At 69.7% G+C, this 19,530-nt stretch carries 16 protein-coding genes, 2 pseudogenes and 1 riboswitch; of the genes and pseudogenes, 15 read left to right on the top strand and 3 right to left on the bottom strand.

All coding sequences use genetic code 11. The features are described from left to right. Positions 1-555 precede the first annotated feature (555 nt). The 9 genes and pseudogenes from ACFVYE_RS15585 (at position 556) to thiD (ending at position 9,413) form a co-directional block, all read left to right on the top strand. Positions 556-1,542: a class I SAM-dependent methyltransferase gene (locus ACFVYE_RS15585; protein ID WP_383959200.1), complete on the top strand. Its 987-nt coding sequence runs from the start codon at positions 556-558 to the stop codon at positions 1,540-1,542. A 29-nt stretch (positions 1,543-1,571) separates the two neighbouring features. Then, a pseudogene (locus ACFVYE_RS15580) lies at positions 1,572-1,887 on the top strand (IS5/IS1182 family transposase); the annotation flags it as partial. A 139-nt stretch (positions 1,888-2,026) separates the two neighbouring features. Further along, on the top strand, positions 2,027-3,643 hold the full coding sequence (locus ACFVYE_RS15575; protein ID WP_383959202.1) for a phosphodiester glycosidase family protein: 1,617 nt from the start codon (positions 2,027-2,029) through the stop codon (positions 3,641-3,643). A 55-nt stretch (positions 3,644-3,698) separates the two neighbouring features. Continuing rightward, positions 3,699-4,727, top strand: coding sequence for an alpha/beta hydrolase (locus ACFVYE_RS15570; RefSeq protein WP_389605876.1), 1,029 nt, complete (start codon positions 3,699-3,701; stop codon positions 4,725-4,727). Positions 4,728-4,942: 215 nt separating this feature from the next. After that, positions 4,943-5,203, top strand: a complete 261-nt coding sequence (locus tag ACFVYE_RS15565) for a hypothetical protein (RefSeq protein WP_383959205.1) — start codon at positions 4,943-4,945, stop codon at positions 5,201-5,203. A gap of 366 nt (positions 5,204-5,569) precedes the next feature. Continuing rightward, positions 5,570-5,664, top strand: a riboswitch (TPP riboswitch). Continuing rightward, a complete protein-coding gene (locus tag ACFVYE_RS15560) occupies positions 5,656-7,062 on the top strand; it encodes a purine-cytosine permease family protein (RefSeq protein ID WP_383959207.1) in 1,407 nt (468 codons plus the stop codon). (Overlaps the previous riboswitch by 9 nt.) Before the next feature lie 73 nt (positions 7,063-7,135). After that, positions 7,136-7,945 carry a hydroxyethylthiazole kinase gene (gene thiM / locus ACFVYE_RS15555; RefSeq protein ID WP_389605874.1) on the top strand — a complete coding sequence of 270 codons (810 nt, stop codon included), beginning with the start codon at positions 7,136-7,138 and terminating at the stop codon, positions 7,943-7,945. Further along, entirely contained in the window at positions 7,942-8,619 is a 678-nt protein-coding gene (gene thiE, locus ACFVYE_RS15550) for a thiamine phosphate synthase (protein ID WP_383959211.1), read from the top strand. Before thiM ends, thiE begins: the two co-directional genes overlap by 4 nt. Continuing rightward, positions 8,616-9,413 (top strand): bifunctional hydroxymethylpyrimidine kinase/phosphomethylpyrimidine kinase, encoded by a 798-nt coding sequence (gene thiD / locus ACFVYE_RS15545; RefSeq protein ID WP_383959213.1) that lies wholly within the window; start codon positions 8,616-8,618, stop codon positions 9,411-9,413. The genes thiE and thiD overlap by 4 nt, the downstream gene beginning before the upstream one ends. Before the next feature lie 252 nt (positions 9,414-9,665). Here the strand turns inward: thiD and ACFVYE_RS15540 are convergent, their stop codons facing one another. Next, positions 9,666-11,480: an ABC transporter ATP-binding protein gene (locus tag ACFVYE_RS15540; RefSeq protein WP_383959214.1), complete on the bottom strand. Its 1,815-nt coding sequence runs from the start codon at positions 11,478-11,480 to the stop codon at positions 9,666-9,668. A 529-nt stretch (positions 11,481-12,009) separates the two neighbouring features. On the opposite strand from ACFVYE_RS15540, the pseudogene ACFVYE_RS15535 reads away from it, so the two are divergent. After that, positions 12,010-12,447: pseudogene (locus ACFVYE_RS15535) on the top strand (SDR family oxidoreductase); the annotation flags it as partial. Positions 12,448-12,514: 67 nt separating this feature from the next. Here ACFVYE_RS15535 and ACFVYE_RS15530 read toward each other — a convergent pair. After that, a complete protein-coding gene (locus ACFVYE_RS15530; RefSeq protein ID WP_383959216.1) occupies positions 12,515-13,240 on the bottom strand; it encodes a LysR family transcriptional regulator substrate-binding protein in 726 nt (241 codons plus the stop codon). A gap of 103 nt (positions 13,241-13,343) precedes the next feature. Here ACFVYE_RS15530 and ACFVYE_RS15525 point away from each other — a divergent pair, with 103 nt between their 5' ends. Continuing rightward, positions 13,344-13,973 carry a hypothetical protein gene (locus tag ACFVYE_RS15525; protein ID WP_383959218.1) on the top strand — a complete coding sequence of 210 codons (630 nt, stop codon included), beginning with the start codon at positions 13,344-13,346 and terminating at the stop codon, positions 13,971-13,973. Between the two features lie 168 nt (positions 13,974-14,141). Continuing rightward, a complete protein-coding gene (locus tag ACFVYE_RS15520; protein WP_389605870.1) occupies positions 14,142-14,969 on the top strand; it encodes an SDR family oxidoreductase in 828 nt (275 codons plus the stop codon). Positions 14,970-15,425: 456 nt separating this feature from the next. On the opposite strand, the gene ACFVYE_RS15515 is transcribed toward ACFVYE_RS15520, so the two are convergent. Beyond that, complete coding sequence (locus ACFVYE_RS15515) at positions 15,426-16,184, bottom strand: hypothetical protein (RefSeq protein ID WP_383959222.1); 759 nt, start codon at positions 16,182-16,184, stop codon at positions 15,426-15,428. Positions 16,185-16,733: 549 nt separating this feature from the next. Between ACFVYE_RS15515 and ACFVYE_RS15510 the strand changes: the two genes are divergently transcribed. The 3 genes from ACFVYE_RS15510 to ACFVYE_RS15500 all read left to right on the top strand — a co-directional run bounded on the left by ACFVYE_RS15510 (position 16,734) and on the right by ACFVYE_RS15500 (position 19,378). Further along, the gene (locus ACFVYE_RS15510) at positions 16,734-17,342 is read left to right on the top strand and encodes an ArsR/SmtB family transcription factor (protein ID WP_383959224.1); all 609 of its coding nucleotides are present in this window, start codon (positions 16,734-16,736) and stop codon (positions 17,340-17,342) included. Continuing rightward, positions 17,339-18,652 (top strand): MFS transporter, encoded by a 1,314-nt coding sequence (locus ACFVYE_RS15505; RefSeq protein ID WP_383959226.1) that lies wholly within the window; start codon positions 17,339-17,341, stop codon positions 18,650-18,652. The genes ACFVYE_RS15510 and ACFVYE_RS15505 overlap by 4 nt, the downstream gene beginning before the upstream one ends. A gap of 489 nt (positions 18,653-19,141) precedes the next feature. Beyond that, on the top strand, positions 19,142-19,378 hold the full coding sequence (locus ACFVYE_RS15500) for a hypothetical protein (protein WP_383959227.1): 237 nt from the start codon (positions 19,142-19,144) through the stop codon (positions 19,376-19,378). Positions 19,379-19,530: the final 152 nt, after the last annotated feature.

The raw sequence follows: 19,530 nt of genomic DNA, 5'->3' as shown, positions 1-19,530 counted from the left end.
CCGCGAACTACAGGGCAACCGTTGCCCGGGCGCAGCACACCAGTTGTCGGGCGGAGCGGACCTACGGCGCGATGGGGTAGGTGTGAAACTTCTCGGAGTGGGCTGACACGAGGTAATCCATGGCCGTGTCAATAAGTCCGACGAGCCGGTCCGAGGGCACAGCCTTGGAACGGCACCGCGGGAAACGGCGTCCCCGGCTTTGCAGTGGTCGGGATCCTCCGTCCAGGGCCTGGGCGGATACAACTCCCGGTGTACCAAGGCCTGCCCCCTGGCTTTGGTCGGCGAACTGGGATGCGACAGGTAGTGGCCGGCCCGGGGCGGTGGGTTGCTCGTGCACGGGCTGCCGTGGTGCGCGAGTGCGGCGTTCGCCACGGGTCACTCGACGTCGAGATCACCGCGCTCGGATCCAGAAGGGGAACGTCGGCCCAACACTTTTCATCCGGAGTGTGGCGGCCGGGGAAATCCTCGAATCCATCGCCGGTTTACGCCGACTGATCTCCGGCGCGCGACGTTAATATCGCGACCCGTCCATCAGACTGAAACCGCGAGGTTCCCGTGGCGCCCCTCAGCAAGCTCTACCTCCAGCTCGACGACGTCGAACTTCCGGATGCGATCCCTTACTCCCAGGTGAGCACATGGGAATTGCGCTTTCTCTACCTGTTGGGTCGCCATCGGCTGGCTGGAGAGGGCAAGGTGATCGAGCTCGGGTCGGGCGGCGGCGGATCGACGTACGCGCTCGCACTCGGTCTGAAGGAGAACCCGGACTTCGACAAGAAGACCAACAAGCTGCACGCGTACGACTTCTTCCGGGTCGGGAAGGGCACCTTCGCCTCCGAGAAATTCTTCTCGGCCGGGGTCGCGCCCGAGGACACCAACTCCTTCCTCGACGATTTCAAGGACAAGCTGAAGCCATTCATCGACTTCATCGAGCTGCACCCCGGCGACATCTGGCAGACCTCCGACCCCGAGGACCACAGCCCCATCGAGTTCCTGCACGTCGACATCGCCAAGACGGCGCGGGTCTTCCGCTGTGTGGCCGAGCGCTTCCTGCCCCGCCTGGAGCCAGGCTCCGTGCTGCTGCACCAGGACTTCGCCAGCCCCCGGCTGCCGTGGCTGCACTACAGCACCGGTCTGCTGCTGCCGTACATCGAGATCGCGGGGCCGCCCATCCGCTCCACACTGGCCTTCGAGGTGGTCAAGCCGATCCCGCAGGACGTGCTGCGGGCCATAGCCGAGGACGCCTTCGACACCGACGAGAAGCTGAAGCTGATGTCGGCCGTCCAGGATGTCGTCGACCGGGACTACACCGACGGGATTCCGTTCAAGGACGTGGTCGAACTCGCCAAGGCCTATGTCGCCCACTACGAGGGTGACCACCGCCGCGCCTGGAAGATAGCCGAGCCGCTGATCTCGAACGAATACCTGAGCCGGACGCGCAAGGACCACTTCGCCCAGATCGAGAAGGCGCTGAACGAGGCCGAGCACAGCGGCGGATCCTCCGCTCTTGCCAGGCTGGTCAAGAAAATGACGCGCAGGGCGTAGCCGCCGGGTGTTGCCGGGGCGCCGAAACGCCCCACGGTGGTGGCCGGCTCCGGTACGGAGACCGGGAGGTACTGGCCGCGATCACCGTCGTGGCGACCACGGGCGGCACCGGGGGACAGGTCCCGTCGGTGTTCGGCCCATCCGGAGCCACCGCGCACCGCTGGTTCGCGTAATGCTCGTGAGCCCGGGTACGGGCGAAACTGCAATATCTGGTTCGGACGAGTTCGGCTCCCGAGGCGAACCGGACTGGTCGAGGTGGGCGATCGATTCGGTCAACTTGCGGGCCCTCAAGGGGACCTGACATGTCCGAAGCCGATGGATCGGGACTCATGCGGTTCTCAACTCGTGCAGCCAGTGTTCCAGCTCAGTCCGTGCTCAAGGGGATCCAGGGGCAACGGACCGGGAGTATTGACGTGCACACGTCTTGACTGGTGGTCGCTGTCGCACGCACCGTTGCTGGGCCGTTCTTTCCAAGGGGGGGTACGTGAACAGCAAGTTGCTCGGCGCGTCTACGGTCCTGGCCCTCTTGGCTGTGGTGGGCGCCGTGCCGGCGCCTGCCTCCTCCGAGCCGCGTCCGCGGCCGGCGCGTGCCCTGCCGCTGGGCGCCGTCGGCTTGACCGAGACCCGCAGCACGCGGACGCTGCAGCCCGGTGTCACCCTCACACGGATCGTGCGCGGCGCCGACGCCCCGGCGCTTGCGTGGACGGTCGAGGTTTCCATACCCGGCGGTGCCACATCGCCGGACCCCGACGCGCCGCCGACGGCGCTGAAGGACCGGGCGAGCGCCGACGAGCTGACTGCCGACGCTCAGAAGGACGGCTTCGACGCCCGGGTCGAGGAAGTCACGACTCCGGCCGTCGCCGACTACGCCGGTGGAACGCTTGGGTGGCGGGTCCGGGTCGGGCAGTTCGACTCGCAGTCCGCCGCGACGGCCGAGCTCACCCGGCTGAGAGGGGCCGGGTACGCAGGGTCCGCCGTTTACACCGGCTGGGACGGCAACCCCTCGGACAGTGGCCCGTGGCGGATCGACGTGCTCACCATCGACCCGGACCGGTTCCGCGGCGGGCTCAAGGCGTCGTACGGTCCCGATCTGGAGAACCGCGAGAAGACCAGCGAGCTGGCGGCCGCGACCGGCGCGACCGCAGCGGTCAACGCCGGGTTCTTCGTCCTCGACCCGCGCGCCGGAGCACCGGGCGATCCGGCCGGCGTCGGCGTCTACGACGGCCGGCTGCTGAGCGAGCCCGTGAACGGGCGCCCCGGCCTGGTGATACGCGACTCCGGCCGGCACAGCAGGGTCGCCCGGCTCACCTGGAAGGGGCGAGTCGTCGGCCGGGACGCGTCGCAACCCCTGGACGGCATCGACCGCGTACCGGGCTTGATCAGGAACTGCGGCGGCACCGCCGACGACACTCCGACCTCGCTGCCCCTGCACGACGTGACCTGCACCGACCGCGACGAGCTCGTCGCCTTCACGCCTGAATACGGTCGGCAGACGCCACAGGGAGACGGCCTCGAGGCCGTACTGGACACCCGCGGACGGGTCCTGGAGCTGCGCTCACCACGCGGCGGACCGCTGCCGGCCGGCGGCAGCTCCGTGCAGGCGACCGGCACCCGTGTCGCCACCCTGGCCGCTCTGGCGCAGGTCGGCCGGCCCCTGCGCGTCGAGAGGACGTTGCGGGACGGCAGCGGCCATAAGGTCTCGCCGTCACCGGCGACCAGCATCCTCAACGGTGGTCCCGAACTGGTCCGCGACGGACGTCTGCACGTCACGCCTGCGACCGACGGGATGGTGCAGCCCGGCAACGCGAGCTTCTACTACGGCTGGGTGCACAAGCGCAATCCACGCACGCTGGCCGGGGTGGACGCCTCCGGCAGGACCGTACTGGTCACGGCCGACGGACGCAGCACGGACGCGCTCGGGCTGAGCATCCCCGAGAGCGCAGCCGTCGCCCGGGCACTCGGCCTGCGCGACGCGGTCAATCTTGACGGCGGCGGGTCGACCACCATGGTGGTCGACGGAGAAGTGATCAACGACCCGTCCGACGCGGCCGGTGAACGCCCCGTCGGGGACGCGCTGCTGATCCTGCCCGACCGGGGCTGACCGAGCCCGGTCCGAGAAGGCCCGAGCCAGCGACCACCCACCGTCAGGAGCCGCCATGACCGCCATACCGATCCGCCGAGCCCGCCTCCTGCTCGTCCTTGCCGCGCTGCTGCTCACTCTGGCGTCGATACCGGCGGCGCCGGCCACCGCGTCGACGGTGTCACCCGCCGCGGAAGCGGGCGGGCTCGGGCCCTCGACCCGGGGTGCAGAGGTCGTCGCCTTCACCCAGGTAGCCGACCGGCAGGTCGACTTGTCGGTCCGTTCACCGGCCCTCGGCGGCCGGACGGTGAACGTGCGTCTGCTCACGCCCGATGGCTGGGACCCCAGCGACCGGAGCCGGCACTGGCCGACCCTCTGGCTGCTGCACGGCTGCTGCGGGGACTACACGTCGTGGACCAGCCAGACCGACGTCGCGCGGACCGACAGCCTGCGCGACGTCCTCGTGGTCATGCCGGAGGCCGGCTGGAACGGCTGGTACAGCGACTGGTGGAACTACGGCCAGGGTGGTGACCCGGCGTGGGAGACCTTCCACACCAAGGAGCTGCGCCTCCTCCTCGAGCACGACTGGGGGGCGAGCAGGAACCGCGTCGTGGCGGGACTTTCGATGGGTGGCCAGGGCGCCCTGCTGTATGCCGCCCGGCACCCCGGGATGTTCAAGGCAGCTGCGGCGTACTCCGGCTCTGTGCACCCGCTGCTCAACGACGAGTCGATGAACCGCATCATGGGTTTCTTCGCCGGTCAGGGCAACGACCCGCTGAGGGTCTGGGGCGACCCGGTCGCGCAACGTGATGTCTGGGCGGCCCACGACCCGTTCCACCTGGCCAAGCGCCTCAAGTCGATCCCCGTCTACCTGTCCTGCGGCGACGGCACCACCGGCCCCTTGGACCCGCCGGGCACCACGAGCGCGCTCGAAGCGGACTTCAACAGGCAGAACCAGGCCCTTGCGAGCGAGCTCGGACGCAACGGCGCGAAGCACGTGACCACCCACTTCTACGGACCGGGGACCCACGGCTGGGCGTACTGGCAGCGTGAGTTGCACTCCTCGCTGCCGATGCTGCTCCACGCTCTGCGGGCCGACGGCTGACCGGCCATGTGCCGAGATCATCCGCCCGGGCATCTCCGCCGCGCCATGGTCGGCCGTGTATCGGACGAGCCCCCGGCCGGGCGGGGGAGAGCGTGGGATCGTCACCGGTTACGGAGAGCTCGTCCGCATGCTGTGCCATTCCACCACCGGCTCGGCCCGAGTGTCCCGCCCCCGAAACCGCATGTCGCCCGGCCTTCGCTGGAAAGATTCGGTCCATGAACGACAGCACCCCTGCCCAGAGGGCCCGCGAGCTGCTCACCCAGGCATCCCAGCACCCGGTTGCCAGTCCTCAGCGCGACGCGCTGGTGGCCGAAGCCGCCGTGTGGGCACGGCTGGAGCACGCAGCTGTCATGGAGCATCACACGGCCGCAGCGGTCGACATCGAGTCCGCCCTGGCCTCCTTCGCCGACCCCGTGCAGAAACTCGGCAGCGAGCTCGGCAACCTGACCGAGCACATCAAGCTCGGCCAAAGGTGAGCGAGCACGCCGAGGGAGGGCATGGCGGGGGTCACGTGCTGCGATGACGGTGAGGCGCTGGAGCAGGCCGCGGGGCGGGGTGCTCTTCGAAACCGCTGAACGCCGACTCGCGGAAGGCCGTCCTCGTGCTGTGCGCCGACGGCCTCCTCCGGACACCGGACCGGGAGCGCCCCGCCCTCGCGCCGCGCGGATCAGCGACGAGGGCGGCCGCGGGGGGTGACCCGGCTCACCTCCCGCTGGGGCTCCCATCACGACGTCGACGGCAGACCATCCGGGCCGAGCAGCCCCTTGCTCCTGTCGGAGATCCTTTCGGAGTACCGGTCCCGGCGAGGTGAGGGCCGGAGCGATCGGGTTAGTCTGTCCGTCGTACCGGACACGGGGTGCCCCATCCGAGGGCTGAGATCACACCCGTCGAACCTGAACCAGTTCGTACTGGCGGAGGGATGTCTTCCATGCCTTTGGTGCATGCATCCGGCGGTCTGCCCGCCGACGGCCGACCGGCCGTTTTCGACGGACGGATGCCGACGGCCCCCGGCGACCTCCGTGTGGAAGCGCACGGTATAGAGCCGGTCCCCGAGAGCAACCGCTACGGCGGTCCCGGGCGCCTGTTCACCGTATGGTTCGCTCCCAATCTGACCATGACCGGCGTGTTCACCGGCACCGTCGGCATCGCCCTCGGCCTGGACTTCGCAGCCGCGCTCACCGCCGTCGTGCTGGGCACCGTGCTCGGCGCGGTGCCCACCGCCTACCTGGGCACTTGGGGGAGCCAGACCGGTGCCGGGCAGCTGCCGCTGGCCCGGCTCGCCTTCGGCCGCGGCGTGGCGGTGCCCGGCATCCTGCAGTGGCTGTCCTCGGTCGCCTGGGACGCGCTGATCGGGCTGTTCGGCGGGGACGCGCTCGCGCGGCTGTGCGGCTGGCCGTTCTGGCTCGGTGTCCTGGTCATGCTGGTGGCCCAGGGCGCCCTCGGCGTGCTGGGCTACGAGGCCATCCACCGGCTTCAGATCGTCATGACCTTCGTACTCGCCGCCGCATTCGCGCTGATCGCCTGGCGACTGCTCGACGGTGTCCACCCCGCCGGCACCGGTACCGCGCACGGCGCCGACCAGGTCGGCGCGTTCGTCCTGACCAGCACCATCGCGCTGAGTCTGACCCTGTCCTGGGCTCCGTACGCCAGCGACTTCAGCCGCTACCTGCCGCGCACCACCTCGCGCCCACGCATGTTCTGGTGCACGCTGCTCGGCCTCGTGGTGTCCTTCGTCGCCGTACAGACACTCGGCCTGTGGGGTGCCTCGGTGCTGACCGACCAGACCGCCGCGGGCGTGGACGAGCTGCTGGGCGGCGGGGTGCTGGGCGCGTTCGGACTGCTCGCCGTGGCGCTGGCGGCCCTCAGCAGCAACGCCATGAACGACTACAGCGGTTCCCTGGCGCTGCAGACCGTGGGAGTGCGCCTTCCGCGCCCGGCGGCTGCCGCCCTCGCCGCCGTGCTCGGCTTCCCTCTGGTGCTGTGGATGCACGCCGCCGACACCACGGCCCGCTTCCAGAACGTGCTGCTGTTCGTCGGCTACTGGATTCCCGGTTTCGTGGCGATCGTCGTCGTCGACTGGCTCGCCCGGGCCCGGGCGCGGGGCGGCGCCGCGATCGACCTCGCCGTCGAGACCACCCGGGCACAGCCCGGATGGCCCCCGTTGCTGGCGTTCGTCGTCGCCTTCGCCGCCGCCGTGCCGTTCATGGACACCAGTCTGTATGTGGGCCCGGTGGCGGCTGCCCTGCACGGCGCCGACCTCTCGTACTACGTGGCGTTTCTCGTGGCCCTGGCGGTATACGCGCCGCTGCGGCTGCGTCACCGACCGCAGGACTGACCGCCGTCGGCCGACGGATCCCGACGGCCCCCGGCGTCCCGACAGCATCCCCTCCCGCACGGAGCGACTCCGAATGCCCTCGACATCCGTCGATCACACAGCCTTCGTCCCGCAGGCCCTCGCACGCGTGCGGGCGGACTCCCCGCTGGTGCAGTGCCTGACCAACTCGGTGGTCACTGGGTTCACCGCCAACGTCCTGCTGGCGCTGGGCGCTTCACCGGCCATGGTCGACATTCCGGACGAGGCCGGCCCGTTCGCCCGGATCGCCTCAGGCGTCCTGGTCAATCTCGGCACCCCGCACGCGGAGCAGCGCTCCGCCATGGTCGAAGCAGCGCGGGCAGCGGCTTCGGCCGGTACGCCGTGGGTGCTCGACCCGGTGGCGGTCGGCGCCCTGCCGGTACGTACCACGCTGGCACGAGAGCTCCTGGAGCTGCGGCCGACCGTGATCCGGGGCAACGCGTCCGAGATCATCGCGCTCGCGGGCGCCGGCGGTGGCGGTCGCGGCGTGGACTCCTCCCACGGCGTCGAGGCCGCTGAGGAATCAGCACGCGCGCTGGCTCGTACAACCGACTGCGTGGTCGCCGTGTCGGGGCCCGTCGACTTCGTCACCGACGGGGTGCGCAGCGCCCGGAACACCCATGGGGATGCCCTGCTGACCCGGGTGACAGGTGGCGGCTGTGCGCTGGGTGCGGTGATGGCGGCCTTCGCGGCGGTCGACGAGGACCGGTTCGCCGCGACGGTGGCCGCAGTGACCGCGTACACGGTCGCCGCCGAGCTCGCCGCGAAGGAAGCCTCCGGGCCCGGCAGTTTCGCCGTCTCCTTCCTGGACGCGCTCGCCGCGCTGGAGGAATCCGACCTCGCCGAGCCGGCGGTGCTCTCGTGACCGCGGCACCGGTGGATCTGTCGGTCTACCTGGTCACGGACGCAGCCCAGTGCGCGGCCCGCGGCCGGAGCGTGGCCGAGACCGTCGCCCTGGCGGTGGCCGGAGGCGTCACCGCCGTGCAGGTCCGGGAGAAGCACGCCGCCGGGAGGACGTTCCTGCGTACGGTTCTGGAGGTGGCCGCCGTGGTCCCCGAACGGGTGGCGCTGATCGTCAACGACCGTGTGGATGTGTTCCTGGCGGCCCGGGCAGCCGGGGCGCGCGTCACCGGGGTCCACGTCGGCCAGTCGGATCTGCCGCCGGCCGCGGTACGCGAACTGATCGGTGAGCACGCGGTCCTGGGCCTGAGCGCCGCCACCCCCGACGAACTGCGCGCCGCCGCCGGGAATCCGGCACGTGTCCACCACATCGGCATCGGCGCGCTCCACGCGACCCGGACCAAAGCGGATGCCCCGGCCGCGCTCGGCCATGCCGGCTTCGCCCGCCTCGCCCGGCTCAGCGACCTGCCGGCCGTGGCCATCGGCGGCGTCACCCCGGCCGACCTGCCACGTCTGCGGGACGCCGGGGCGGTGGGCGCCGCCGCTGTCTCCGGCATCTGCGCCGCCGAGGACCCCCGAGCAGCGGCCCGCGCATACGCCCGGGCATGGACCTGCAACCGAGAGGAGAGCCACGCATGACCGCGCCGCCCCGCGTGCTGACGATCGCCGGATCCGACTCCGGCGGAGGAGCCGGAATCCAGGCCGACCTGAAGACCATGCTGGCGCTCGGCGCCCACGGAATGAGCGTGCTCACGGCTGTCACGGCACAGAACTCCCTGGGTGTGCAGGGCGCATGGGAACTCCCCGTGGAGGCGGTGCGCGCGCAGTACCGCAGTGTCGTCGACGACATCGGTGTCCAGGCGGTCAAGACGGGGATGCTCTCCTCGCCCGAGCTGGTCACGGTGGTTGCCGAGCTGTTGTCGGACGTGGCGGCCCCGGTCGTCGTGGACCCGGTGAGCGTGTCCAAGCACGGCGACAAGCTACTGGCCGAGGACGCGCTGGATGCCGTACGGACCGCGCTGCTGCCGGTCGCGACGGTGGCCACGCCGAATCTCGACGAGGTCGCGCAGCTCACCGGCATCACGGTGACGGACGAAGCAGATATGCGCCGCGCCGCCGCGCGGCTGCTCACGTACGGGCCCCGCTGGGTGGTGGTGAAGGGCGGTCACCTGCCGGGCGAGGCGGCGGACCTGCTCACGGACGGCGAGGCGGAACACTGGCTGCGCGCCCCGCGGCACGACAACCGCCACACCCACGGCACGGGCTGCACGCTCGCCTCGGCCATCGCGGTGGGCCTGGCGCAGGGCCACCCGGTACCGGATGCGGTACGCCGGGCCAAGGACTACGTCACCGCGGCGATCGTGGCGGGGTTCGCGCTGGGGGCCGGCATCGGGCCGGTGGACCACGGCTGGCGGATCCACGGGCGCACCTGACGCCAGTGGATGAGTCCCGCACCGCCGGGCCGCCACACAGGCCAACCGGGCGATGCCTCTCCTTCTGGCCTTGCAGCGCTGCCTGTGCGGGGTCACCTCATGAAGTGTGGCGGCCTTGCCGGTGCCGACCGGGCATGACGGTCGAACCGCCCGGGCCCGGGCCGGGGCAACCCCCACGAACCAGGCAGAACCGTCCGACCAGTTTGGACGAGGGCGTCGGCAGGCTGGGGGCCACACTCACCGGGCTTGCGTTCAGTGCAGGTCGGCCCGCGCGGGGGTGTCGTCGAGGAAGCCGCCCGACTGGTGCTGCCACAGCTTCGCGTAGGCGCCGTCCGACGCGAGCAACTCTTGGTGCGTGCCCTGCTCGACGATCCGTCCGCGGTCGAGGACGACGAGGCGGTCCATGGTGGCGACCGTGCTCAGCCGGTGCGCCACCACGAGCGCCGTCCGCCCCTCCATGAGCCGCCACAGCGCCTCCTGGACGAGGATCTCGCTCTCGGAGTCCAGGGCGCTGGTCGCCTCGTCGAGCAGCAGGATCGGCGCGTCGCGCAGGATCGCCCTGGCGAGGGCGACCCGCTGGCGCTGTCCGCCGGACAGCTTGACGCCACGCTCGCCCACCATGGTGTCGAAGCCGTCCGGCAGAGCGTCGGCGAACTCCGTGACGTGCGCCGCCTCGGCCGCGCGGCGGATCTCGGCGTCGGTGGCGTCCGGCCGGGCGAACGCGAGGTTGTCCCGCAGCGTGCGGTGGAACATCGCCGGGTCCTGCGGCACGTAGGCGATCAGGCTGCGCAGGTCGGCCTGGCGCAGCATGCTGATGTCCTGCCCCCCGATCAGGATCCGGCCGGCGTCGATGTCCGTCATCCGCAGCAGCAGTCGGCTGAGCGTGGTCTTGCCCCCGCCGGACCGGCCGACGAGGCCGATCTTTGCCCCGCTGGGCACAGCCAGGTCGAGGCCCTCGAAGAGCGGCTCGGCGCCTGGGTGGGCAAAGGTCACGTGCTCGAAGTGGACGTCGGCGGCCCGGGACACCAGCGGCTCCGGCGACGGCGGGTCGAGAACGGTCGGCGGCCTCAGCAGCAGTTCGGTGAACTGCGCGGCCTCCGTCATCGAGCTCTCCAGGCGGCGGTAGATCTGGTTGAACTCGAACATGATCCGCGTTGCGTTGGTGTAGTACGTGAAGGCGACCACGATCGCCTCCACGCCGTGCCCGCCCCCGCCGATCGCGACCGCGAGCAGCAGGCCCAGCGCGTTGGTCAGCACGGACATCGGTGCGACCAGTGTGTCGATGCGCAGGTTGCCGTAGTCCCACGACCGCAACGTGAGCCGCCTCGACACCGCGACGCGGGAGCGGTGCTCGGCGGCCTCGCGCTCCTCGGCGGCGAACGCCCGGACCGTGTCCATGTTCATCAGGCTGTCGGCGACGTGGCCCGACACCCGGGCGATCGCCTCCTCACGCTGGTCGACGAGCGCCTGGCGGCGGCGGATGAGGGGCGTCACGCACAGCGCCGTCAGTGCGATCATCGTCAAGAGCCCGACAACGAGCAGCGGTTCGTAGTGCCAGAGCACCACTGACCCGAACACCAGGGGCACGAAGCTGCCCACGACCGAGAACGTCAGTGTGTCGACGAACTCCTCGAAGCGGGACGCGAAGCTCAGGACCCGCTTGGTCAGCGACCCGGCGAAGTTGTCGTGGAAGAACGCGGCGTCCTTGACGAACAGCTCGTCCATCCCGATCACGTACAGGTGCTCGATGCCGAGGGCGTCAAGGCGGTTCAGGCAGTGCAGGCCGACGCGCCACAGGGCCTCCGCGAGCAGCAGGACGCCGGCGAAGCCGAGGATGTAGGGCAGCGTCGAGCCGATGGCGATTCCGGCGTCGCCGGCGATCCGGCCGACGAGCTTCGCGACGAGCAGCGGCGCGATGTAGTTGATGCCGATGTTGCCCAGCGCCGGCAGCAGCATCGCGGGCACCGTCAGCCGCCGGAGCCGGGCCAACTCCCGCCCGTAGTAACGAAGGGCGAGGAGCACCGAGCCCCCGCCGGGCGGAACCTCGCGCGATTCAGGCAATCCCATCCACCCCTGTGTTGTCGTGCGGCAGCTCGTCACGCGCTTCTCCGAGGAGAAGCCGTTGCCCCATGTCCGTGCGGAGCTTCGGATCGAGTGAGTGCCTCGCCCGGGTCGTCTTCCGAAGGCGGGGCACGACGGCGGGGCCCCCGCGCTGCTCGTGGCGACGCATCCGTGCGAGTACGGGGAGGCCAGGAACCGCAGTGTCCCGCGGGGGCGCCCGCGGTGTCCAAGCGTTTTTTCAGCCGACGGCGACCCGCAGCCGCTGCGCCGGCGTCAGCGAGGCGGCGACTCGACGAGTACCTCGCCGGAGAGCGGGCCCGGATCGGTGTCCATGCCTTGGGCGGCGAGCCGGCCGAGGGCCTTATCGGCGTGGTGCCGGCGCTCGCACGGAGGGGTGCGTGGCAGCCCGGTCGCCGAGCGGATCGGTCACCTCGCCCGCGAGGCGAGGGCAAGAAAAGCCTGGGTCCTGCCGTCAAACTGCCGTCTGCCGGGCGACGCCTGGCACGCACGCTCGGGGCGCGGCCGATTACGGCAATTTGACTTGAACCTCCTGGCGTCGGTGCGGCTGGACTCGCTGCTGGTACCGGGGATGCGGGGACGGCGTTCGGGGGTGATCGTGCACGTCTCCTCGGCCGCGGTCCCCCTCACGCCACCACCGTTCCTGCACTACACGGCGGCGAAGGCGGCGCTGGAGAACTACAGCCGGGGACTGGCCTCGGATCTGGCCCCGTTCGGAATCCGGGTCAACGCCGTGACTCCTGGCAGAGTTGCCACCCCGGGCGGCGAACTGACGCGGGAACAGTGGGCGCGCCTGGATCCGGCGCAGGGCCAGAACAACACCACCGTGCCGCTGGGGCGCAATGGTCAGCCCGACGACCTCGCCCACGCAGTGCTGTTCCTCGTGTCCGACCGGGCGAGCTGGCTGACCGGGAGCAATCTCGTTGTGGACGGCGGTGCATTCCCCAGGGGTTGACGCCGACGGCATTCCGGAATGCCGGTTTCGACAAAGGGAATTCAGGCGCCCGCTTCCTTCTCGGCCGTCAGGACACCGGTGAGAAGGAAGCGGACTCGGACCAGGTCTCCTGACGCAGGAGTTCGAGCAGGGCCGTCTCCGCCGGGCCCGCGCCGTGCCGGACCACGGCGATGACGGGCTGGGACACGACCGGGAACACCGGGCGAACGAGGTGCTCGTGACCGTGGGGCACCGCAGAGGCCGGGACGAGCGTCACCCCCAGCCCGTGGGCGGCCCAGCGCACGGCCGTCGCCGTCTGGGACACGCGGGCGGCCGTGGTCGGGGTCAGATCGTTGTCCCGCAGCACGTTCAGCAGCACACCGTCGAGCGCGCTGTCGCGGTCGAACCTCACCCACGGCTCCCCCTCCAGTTCGCGCAGCTCGACCCGGTCCGCGGCGAGCTGCCGGTGCCCGGCGCCCAGCACCACGACGAACTCCTCGTCGCCGAGGTGGTGGGCGTCGGCGGGGCTCTGCTCGCACGCCGCCATCAGGGCGAGGTCCAGCACGCCCCGGCGCCCCAGCCGCTCCAGCTCGGCGGAGCTCGGCTCCTCGAAGACGGTGACCTCCAGCCGCGGGAAGCGGCGACGCAGCGCGCCCAGCGCGCCCGGCAGCTGTCGCGTGCCAAAGCCCATCTGCACCGAGACCACCAGCTCGCCCACCAGATCATCGGCACCGGCCCGCGCCCTCGCCCGCCGCGACGCGCTCACCGCGACCTCCGCCTCCCGCAGGAACGCGCGGCCGACCACGGTGGGCACTGAGTGATCACTGTCCCCTCTCCCATGACCTGCGCCGCTGAATCCGGTCCCGTTGAGTACGCGTACTCATGTGCAGCGGGAGGCGTGCCCGGAGGCTGTGCACATGACGCTGACCAGCACGGTTGTTCGCTCCCCGCGCCGCCCGCGGCTCGCCCTCGCGGTAACAGCCCTCGCAACCCTGGCACTCGCCGCCTGCGGCACAGAGAAGACTGGTGCCGCCGGATCGCAAGGCAAGCCCGCCGACGCCGTCGGCGCCCAGCACACAGAGGCGCCGGCCGTCTCCGATCAGCAGGCGGCTTTCACCGTGATGTTGGACAAGATTGCGCAGTCCTGCCCCTCGGGCACCCCGTCGGCGGCGACGCTGCCGACCGACGATCCCGCGACCGAGGCGCTCGAGGCACCCCGCGCTCCCACGGCGGGCCCGGAAGTGGAGTTGGACGCTCGCGACTGGTGCGCTGGTGGCCTCCATGAAGAGCGCATCACCCAGGCGCTCTGGGATCTGGCAGACCCCACCCCCGCCAAGGTCAGGAAGATCCTGAACGACCTCGGCTACATCGACGAACGCATCCATGAGCTCAGGAAGTCCGGCGCGACCACCCGGTTCCTTCTCGACCTGCGCGTCAACGGTGGCCGGCTCTGCCTGGAGGGCTCAGCGGCCGGCGAGGAGACCATCGTCGAGAAATGCGTGGCCCACAAGACCGGACCTTTCACGCCGATCAAGCGGAAGCAGTGACCACCCCTGATAGACAGGCACCCTGTGCCACTCAGGCTTCGATGGCACCAACTCGCGTTGATCAGTGTTCGATGACACGCACTCAAGATTCAGTATCGCGGGACAGCCGCGACGCGACTGTCCCGTTTCGGTTTGGAGCGGCACGAGAATGCTCTACCGTGTCGCGTCATGACAGTGCTGATCGTCGGCGGCAACGGGTTCCTGGGGAGCGAGCTGGTCCGCCAGGCGGCAGCGGCGGGGCACGCGACGGCCGCGACCTTCGCGACCAGGCCCAGCAGCATTCCGGAGGTCACGTGGCGGGCCCTCGACCTGCGGGACCCCGAGCGTGTCGAAGCGGTCATGGCTGAGGTGGGCCCGCGCCTCGTCGTCAACGCAACGAGCGGCGAGGCCGACTGGGCGGTCACGGCTGAGGGCCCTGTCCGCCTGGCCATGGCTGCGGCAAAGTACGGTAGCCGCCTGGTCCATGTTTCCAGCGACGCGGTCTTCTCCGGCACCCGCGTCCACTACGACGAATCCTGTCTCCCCGACCCTGTCACCCCGTACGGCGCAGCGAAGGCCGCAGCGGAGACAGGCGTCCGTCTCGTGTACCCGGACGCCGTCATCGCTCGCACATCGCTGATCATCGGCGACCGGCGGTCCGTGCACGTACGCGCTGTGCATGACCTCGCGGCCGGTACCCGGAACGGCGTCCTGTTCACTGACGACATTCGCTGCCCGGTGCATGTCGCTGACCTGGCCGCCGCACTGCTGGAACTTGGGTCCTGCGACGCGACCGGGGTTCACCATCTGGCAGGAGCGGACGCCGTGAGCCGTCACGAACTCGGCATCCTCATTGCCAAGCGTGACGGGCTCGACGCCTCCCGACTGCCTGCCGGTCTGCGGGCTGAAAGTGCGCTTCCCGGGGCCCTTGACGTCCGCCTCGACAGCCGCGCCACCCAGCGCAAAATGAACACCACGTTGCGCGGCGCCCGCCAGTTCCTCGCCCTGGGGGATTGAGCGCCGTCGATGCGGCGCGCTTGCCCACGCTCGATCTTCACTGAGACCGCTCAGACACCGGTGAGACAGCAAGGACGCCGCCACTGACTGAACCGCATGTGCACGGGGAGGGCCGCTACCGGTGCATGGCAGCCCTCTCTTATGTCTGCCCCGTAGTTGGTGTCACGTTGCCCGACCTCTCGGGTTCCGGAATCCCTGTGCCGAACCTGGGAGCCCGAGACCTGGAAAGCCCGCTATGCCTGAGAGGTTGCCCCTTGTTTCCCCTGGTGAGCGGGTTTCTGGGGCCGGCCCGGGAGCCTGTGAGGCAGTGGTGCCGGATGCCTGGTTTTTGTGTCAGCGAAATTCACTATTGACCGATGCAGGGTTCGTGCCAGAGCTCGTGCCACTGGACCTCGACCTTCCAGGTCAGGCGGGTGCGAGCCTGTCACGTCAGCGTCGTGCAAGTGGACGTGGCGCTCACTCCAGGGTGTGGCTGTCGCGGTTGAAGGCGAGCCGGAACTGCGGGAAGCGTGCCCTCTTCGGATCCAGCAGGTCGATCAGCGTGACCAACTGCGTCTGCAGATCCTGCAGCCGAGTGATGGCCGGGGCGGTGTCCGCAGCGAGCCGGTCCACGTCCGCCAGCAGGACGGAGAACCACTCGGCGAAGCCGTTGTCGTGCTCCAGCTTCACGCAGAACTCCGCGTACCCCAGACAGCGGCGCCGCCCCGGCTCACCATCGGGATGGACCATCAGTTCGCCGATGGCTCGCTGCTGGACGCGGAACAGGCGCAGCTCATTGCTCACCGGGTCGATCCTGGCCAAGCTCGTGCCGATCCGCGAGATCTGCAGCATGATCTGCGTGTTGACGCGGCTCCGGCCAAGGTCGAGGAACTGGATGTCACGGCGCAGGATTTCCACCCAGCCCAGGTATTCGGCGAGCACGAAGACCGTGCTGCGCCGCACGAAGTCGGCCTCGCGATCGGCGCCCCTTGTGAGGAAGGAGGTCAGGAAGCCGGTGCCGCGCGAGGAGTCCAGGTCGACGACGTGGCCGTGCAGGATGTTGTAGAGCCTGGTCTGCAGATCGAACGCGGCCCACGCCAGGGAGGCCCCGTACCGGTCCATGTAGTTGCGTTGCTCCCATGACCGCAGGCGGCGTTGCTGCCAATAGGTGAAGAGCGCGGCAACCGCCGCACCGCAGACGGCGACGATCGCCGAGACCAAGGACAACGAGTCCATGTATCCCCCCGGGGCACAGTGTTCTCATGCACCGCCAGGTTATGGGACAACCCTGTCCACCTTCGATGGCGCGCGCCCGGTGCGGCCGCGAGAACGTACGCATCGCGGCCCGCCGCTCAGAGGGCGCGTGCGACGGACCACGGCATCACGGTCCGCACCGCCCGCAACGCCGCACTCGCATCCGATCTCCCAAGCCCGATTCCCGCCGACCTGACCGGCATGCACCGTCACACCGCCATCCGCTGGGTCGCCTACGCAAGACGCGACTGGGCCGAGTACCACGCTGCCCGGGCCGAGGGCGAGGCCAACAAGCTGGCGAAGAAGGTGAATTGGCAGTGAACGGCTTGTCTGTCCCCAGCGGAACGAGATCTCCGGCCCCAGCAGTGTGATCGGCAGTGATTCCTACCGACTCGCCCACACCAAGTCCCGGCAACAGGCCGCCGCAGGTGCCTGACTACACCTGACCCACATGAACATATGCCGGCAGCTACTTGACGCCACCGATGTGAGAGTTGACTCTCACAATTTGTGAGAGGAGACTCTCACATTATGACCTCCAATAATCGCCTGGGCGATATCGAGATCACTGACCCCCAAGCCATGAGGGCCTTGGCGCATCCGGTTCGGCTGGCGATCCTTGACCACCTCCACCAGCACGGGCCTGCGACCGCGACGCAACTCGCGCCCGACGTCGGAGCGACGCCGTCGGTGACCAGTTGGCATCTGCGCCACTTGGCGAGCTTTGGACTGGTCCGCGACAGTGAGCCAGGCCCGGACCGACGCCAGCGACGGTGGGAGGCCGTGGCACGCGGCTTCCGATTCGAGGCACCGCAGGACCCGGCCGATGAAGAAGGCCGGTCAGCCGCGCGGGTGCTGTCGCAGCAGATGTTCCTGCGCTATGCAGACCTCCCGAGCCAGTGGGCTGCCGAGGTCGAGCCCGAACTCGATCCGGCGTGGCGCAGGCTGGCCGGGCTGGCCAACACCCGCGTCGTCGTTTCGGCTGAGGAACTGGCCGCCATCGAGGACGGGATCGAGCGCATTCTCGCGCCGTACGTGACTCGCGACCTGGCCGAGCGGCCCACGGACGGCCGCGGCGTCCGGCTGATGCGCTACGTCCTGCCGGAAGGTGCCGAGGAGCAGACCGGGCAGACGTCGTGAACAGCCCGGACCGGACCGCCGCAATATCGCTGTGGCGGGATCGACGGTTCCGCCGCTTCTGGGCCGGTCAATCGGTTTCACAGTTCGGCGACAGGATCACCGAACTGGCCCTGCCCCTGATCGCCATCAGCGCCCTGAACGCCTCGGCCAACCAGGTGGCGTGGCTGACCGCACTGATCTGGACCCCGAACCTGCTCGCAATCTTCCTGGGGGCATGGGTCGACCACCGAGCCCACAAGCGCCGTCTGATGATCCTTGCCGATCTGGTGCGCGCCGCAGTACTGCTCAGTGTCCCGGCGGCCTACCTGTTACGGGCGGTGACGCTGGGACAGTTGTATGCAGTGGCGCTGCTGATGGGCACAGCCGGCGTGCTGTTCAACACCGCCTATCCACCGTTCTTCGTGCGCCTCGTGCCGCAGGCGTCCTACGTCGACGCGAACAGCAAGCTCAGCGCCAGCCGGTCGGTTTCGTATGTCGCCGGCCCGGCCATCGGTGGCGTTCTGGTCCAGGCGCTGACCGCACCCGTCACCGTCGTCGTGGATGCCCTGACCTTCCTGGTGTCAGCGGTCCTGGTCGGTCGGGTTCCGGTCGACGAACCGCCTGCCGTCTCCGGCAATGCAGCGGCGCCCTCGCTGTTGCAACGTGCCCGAGAGGGAATGTCGTTCGTCGTCCGTCACCCAGTGCTGCGGGCGGCTCTCGGATGCGCGGCGACCGTCAACTTCTTCACCTTTGTCGCGGGTAGTGGGCTGATCGTACTGTTCGCCAACCGGAGCCTCGGATTGTCGGCGGGAGCGATCGGCATCGCGTTCGGGATCGGCGCGACCGGTTCCCTCCTTGGCGCGGTGTCCGCCCCGAAGGTCTCGCGTCGGTTCGGCGTGGGGCGCAGCATCGTCGTTGGCGCGGTGCTGTTCCCGGCGCCGATTGCCATTGCCGCTGCCGCAGGCGGCCCGCTCTGGCTCCGTGCCGGCGCCTTGGCCGCGGCCGAATTCTTGTCTGGCTTCGGTGTCATGCTGTTCGACGTCAACCTCAACTCTCTCCAGGCTGCTGTGATCCCCGACGGCATGCGCAGTCGCGTGGCCGGCGCGTACAGCACGATCAACTACGGCATACGCCCCGTCGGTGCCATCGTCGGAGGGCTACTCGCCACCCTCATCGGCCTGAGGGCGACCCTCCTCATCGCCGCTGTCGGCGGAGCCCTGTCACTGCTCTGGCTACTGCCCTCACCGATACCCCGCATCCGCTCCCTGGCCCCGAACAGCGCTGCGGATGCTGGCGACGCGGACGACGACCAACGACCAGTGCCTTGTTGACCCGCCGGGCCTGGTCCAGCCCGGATTCGAGCGGATGCCTCCCAGATCCGACGGACTGGCACATCCATCCGAGGAAGCCGTCGCTCATCGGCGATGGGCGGGGCCAAAACGGTCCTTCGGATTGCGCCCCGAGCTCGCTGCCTGGAGCCAGAGAACTTGCTCCCGTGGGGCCAACAGGCCCACGAAGCCAGGGAATGGTGCACGGTTGACGGCCACCTGAGAACTGCCGTCAGCGGCGCATACGCCGCCCGAAGCCGCGAAGGAATCCACACTCTCCTCGACATTGGGACAGCACGGGTCACGGCAGACACCCTCATGACCTTGAACGACAGCTTCGCTGCAGGGGTCGGCCTCTCAGCCAGCCGCCCGTCGCGCCATCCACGCGGCAGCCCACGCCCCGACCTTCGCCGGCTTCATCCGCACCGCCCGCCAAGCTCGGGACATTCTCAGCAACCAGGCCCTGGCCGTTCACGACAACCCGCACGCGCCATGGGCTCCGCATCGCTCGCAGGTGTGCTCGGCGGCGTCGGTGACGGCGGTCACGGTGGCCATGAAGCCGCCGTCGTACTCGCCGGTCTTGTCGAAGCGGTACGCGAGGTGGATGCGCACCCACCGGACTCACCTCGGAGACAGCCTGCGAACGCACTCACCCAGCGGCACACCGACCTCAAGAACGACTTCTACGACAAGGTCCGCGGTCGCGGCGGCACCCCGGACAGCGAATGACGGCTGCGCCGGCAGATTCGCAAGCTCAAGGAACTGCGGGCTGCCGACGCGGAGGAGATCGCCCAGCTCAAGGTCGACGTCGAAGTCCTTATCGGCGCCCTGCACCAAGCGACTGTCGAGAACCGTCTCCTAGGCGAACGGATCGCAAAGCA

The sequence above is a fragment of the Streptomyces sp. NPDC058239 genome (genome assembly GCF_042882185.1).
GTDB lineage: Bacteria > Actinomycetota > Actinomycetes > Streptomycetales > Streptomycetaceae > Streptomyces.
This window is presented reverse-complemented; position numbering and strand designations above follow the sequence as displayed.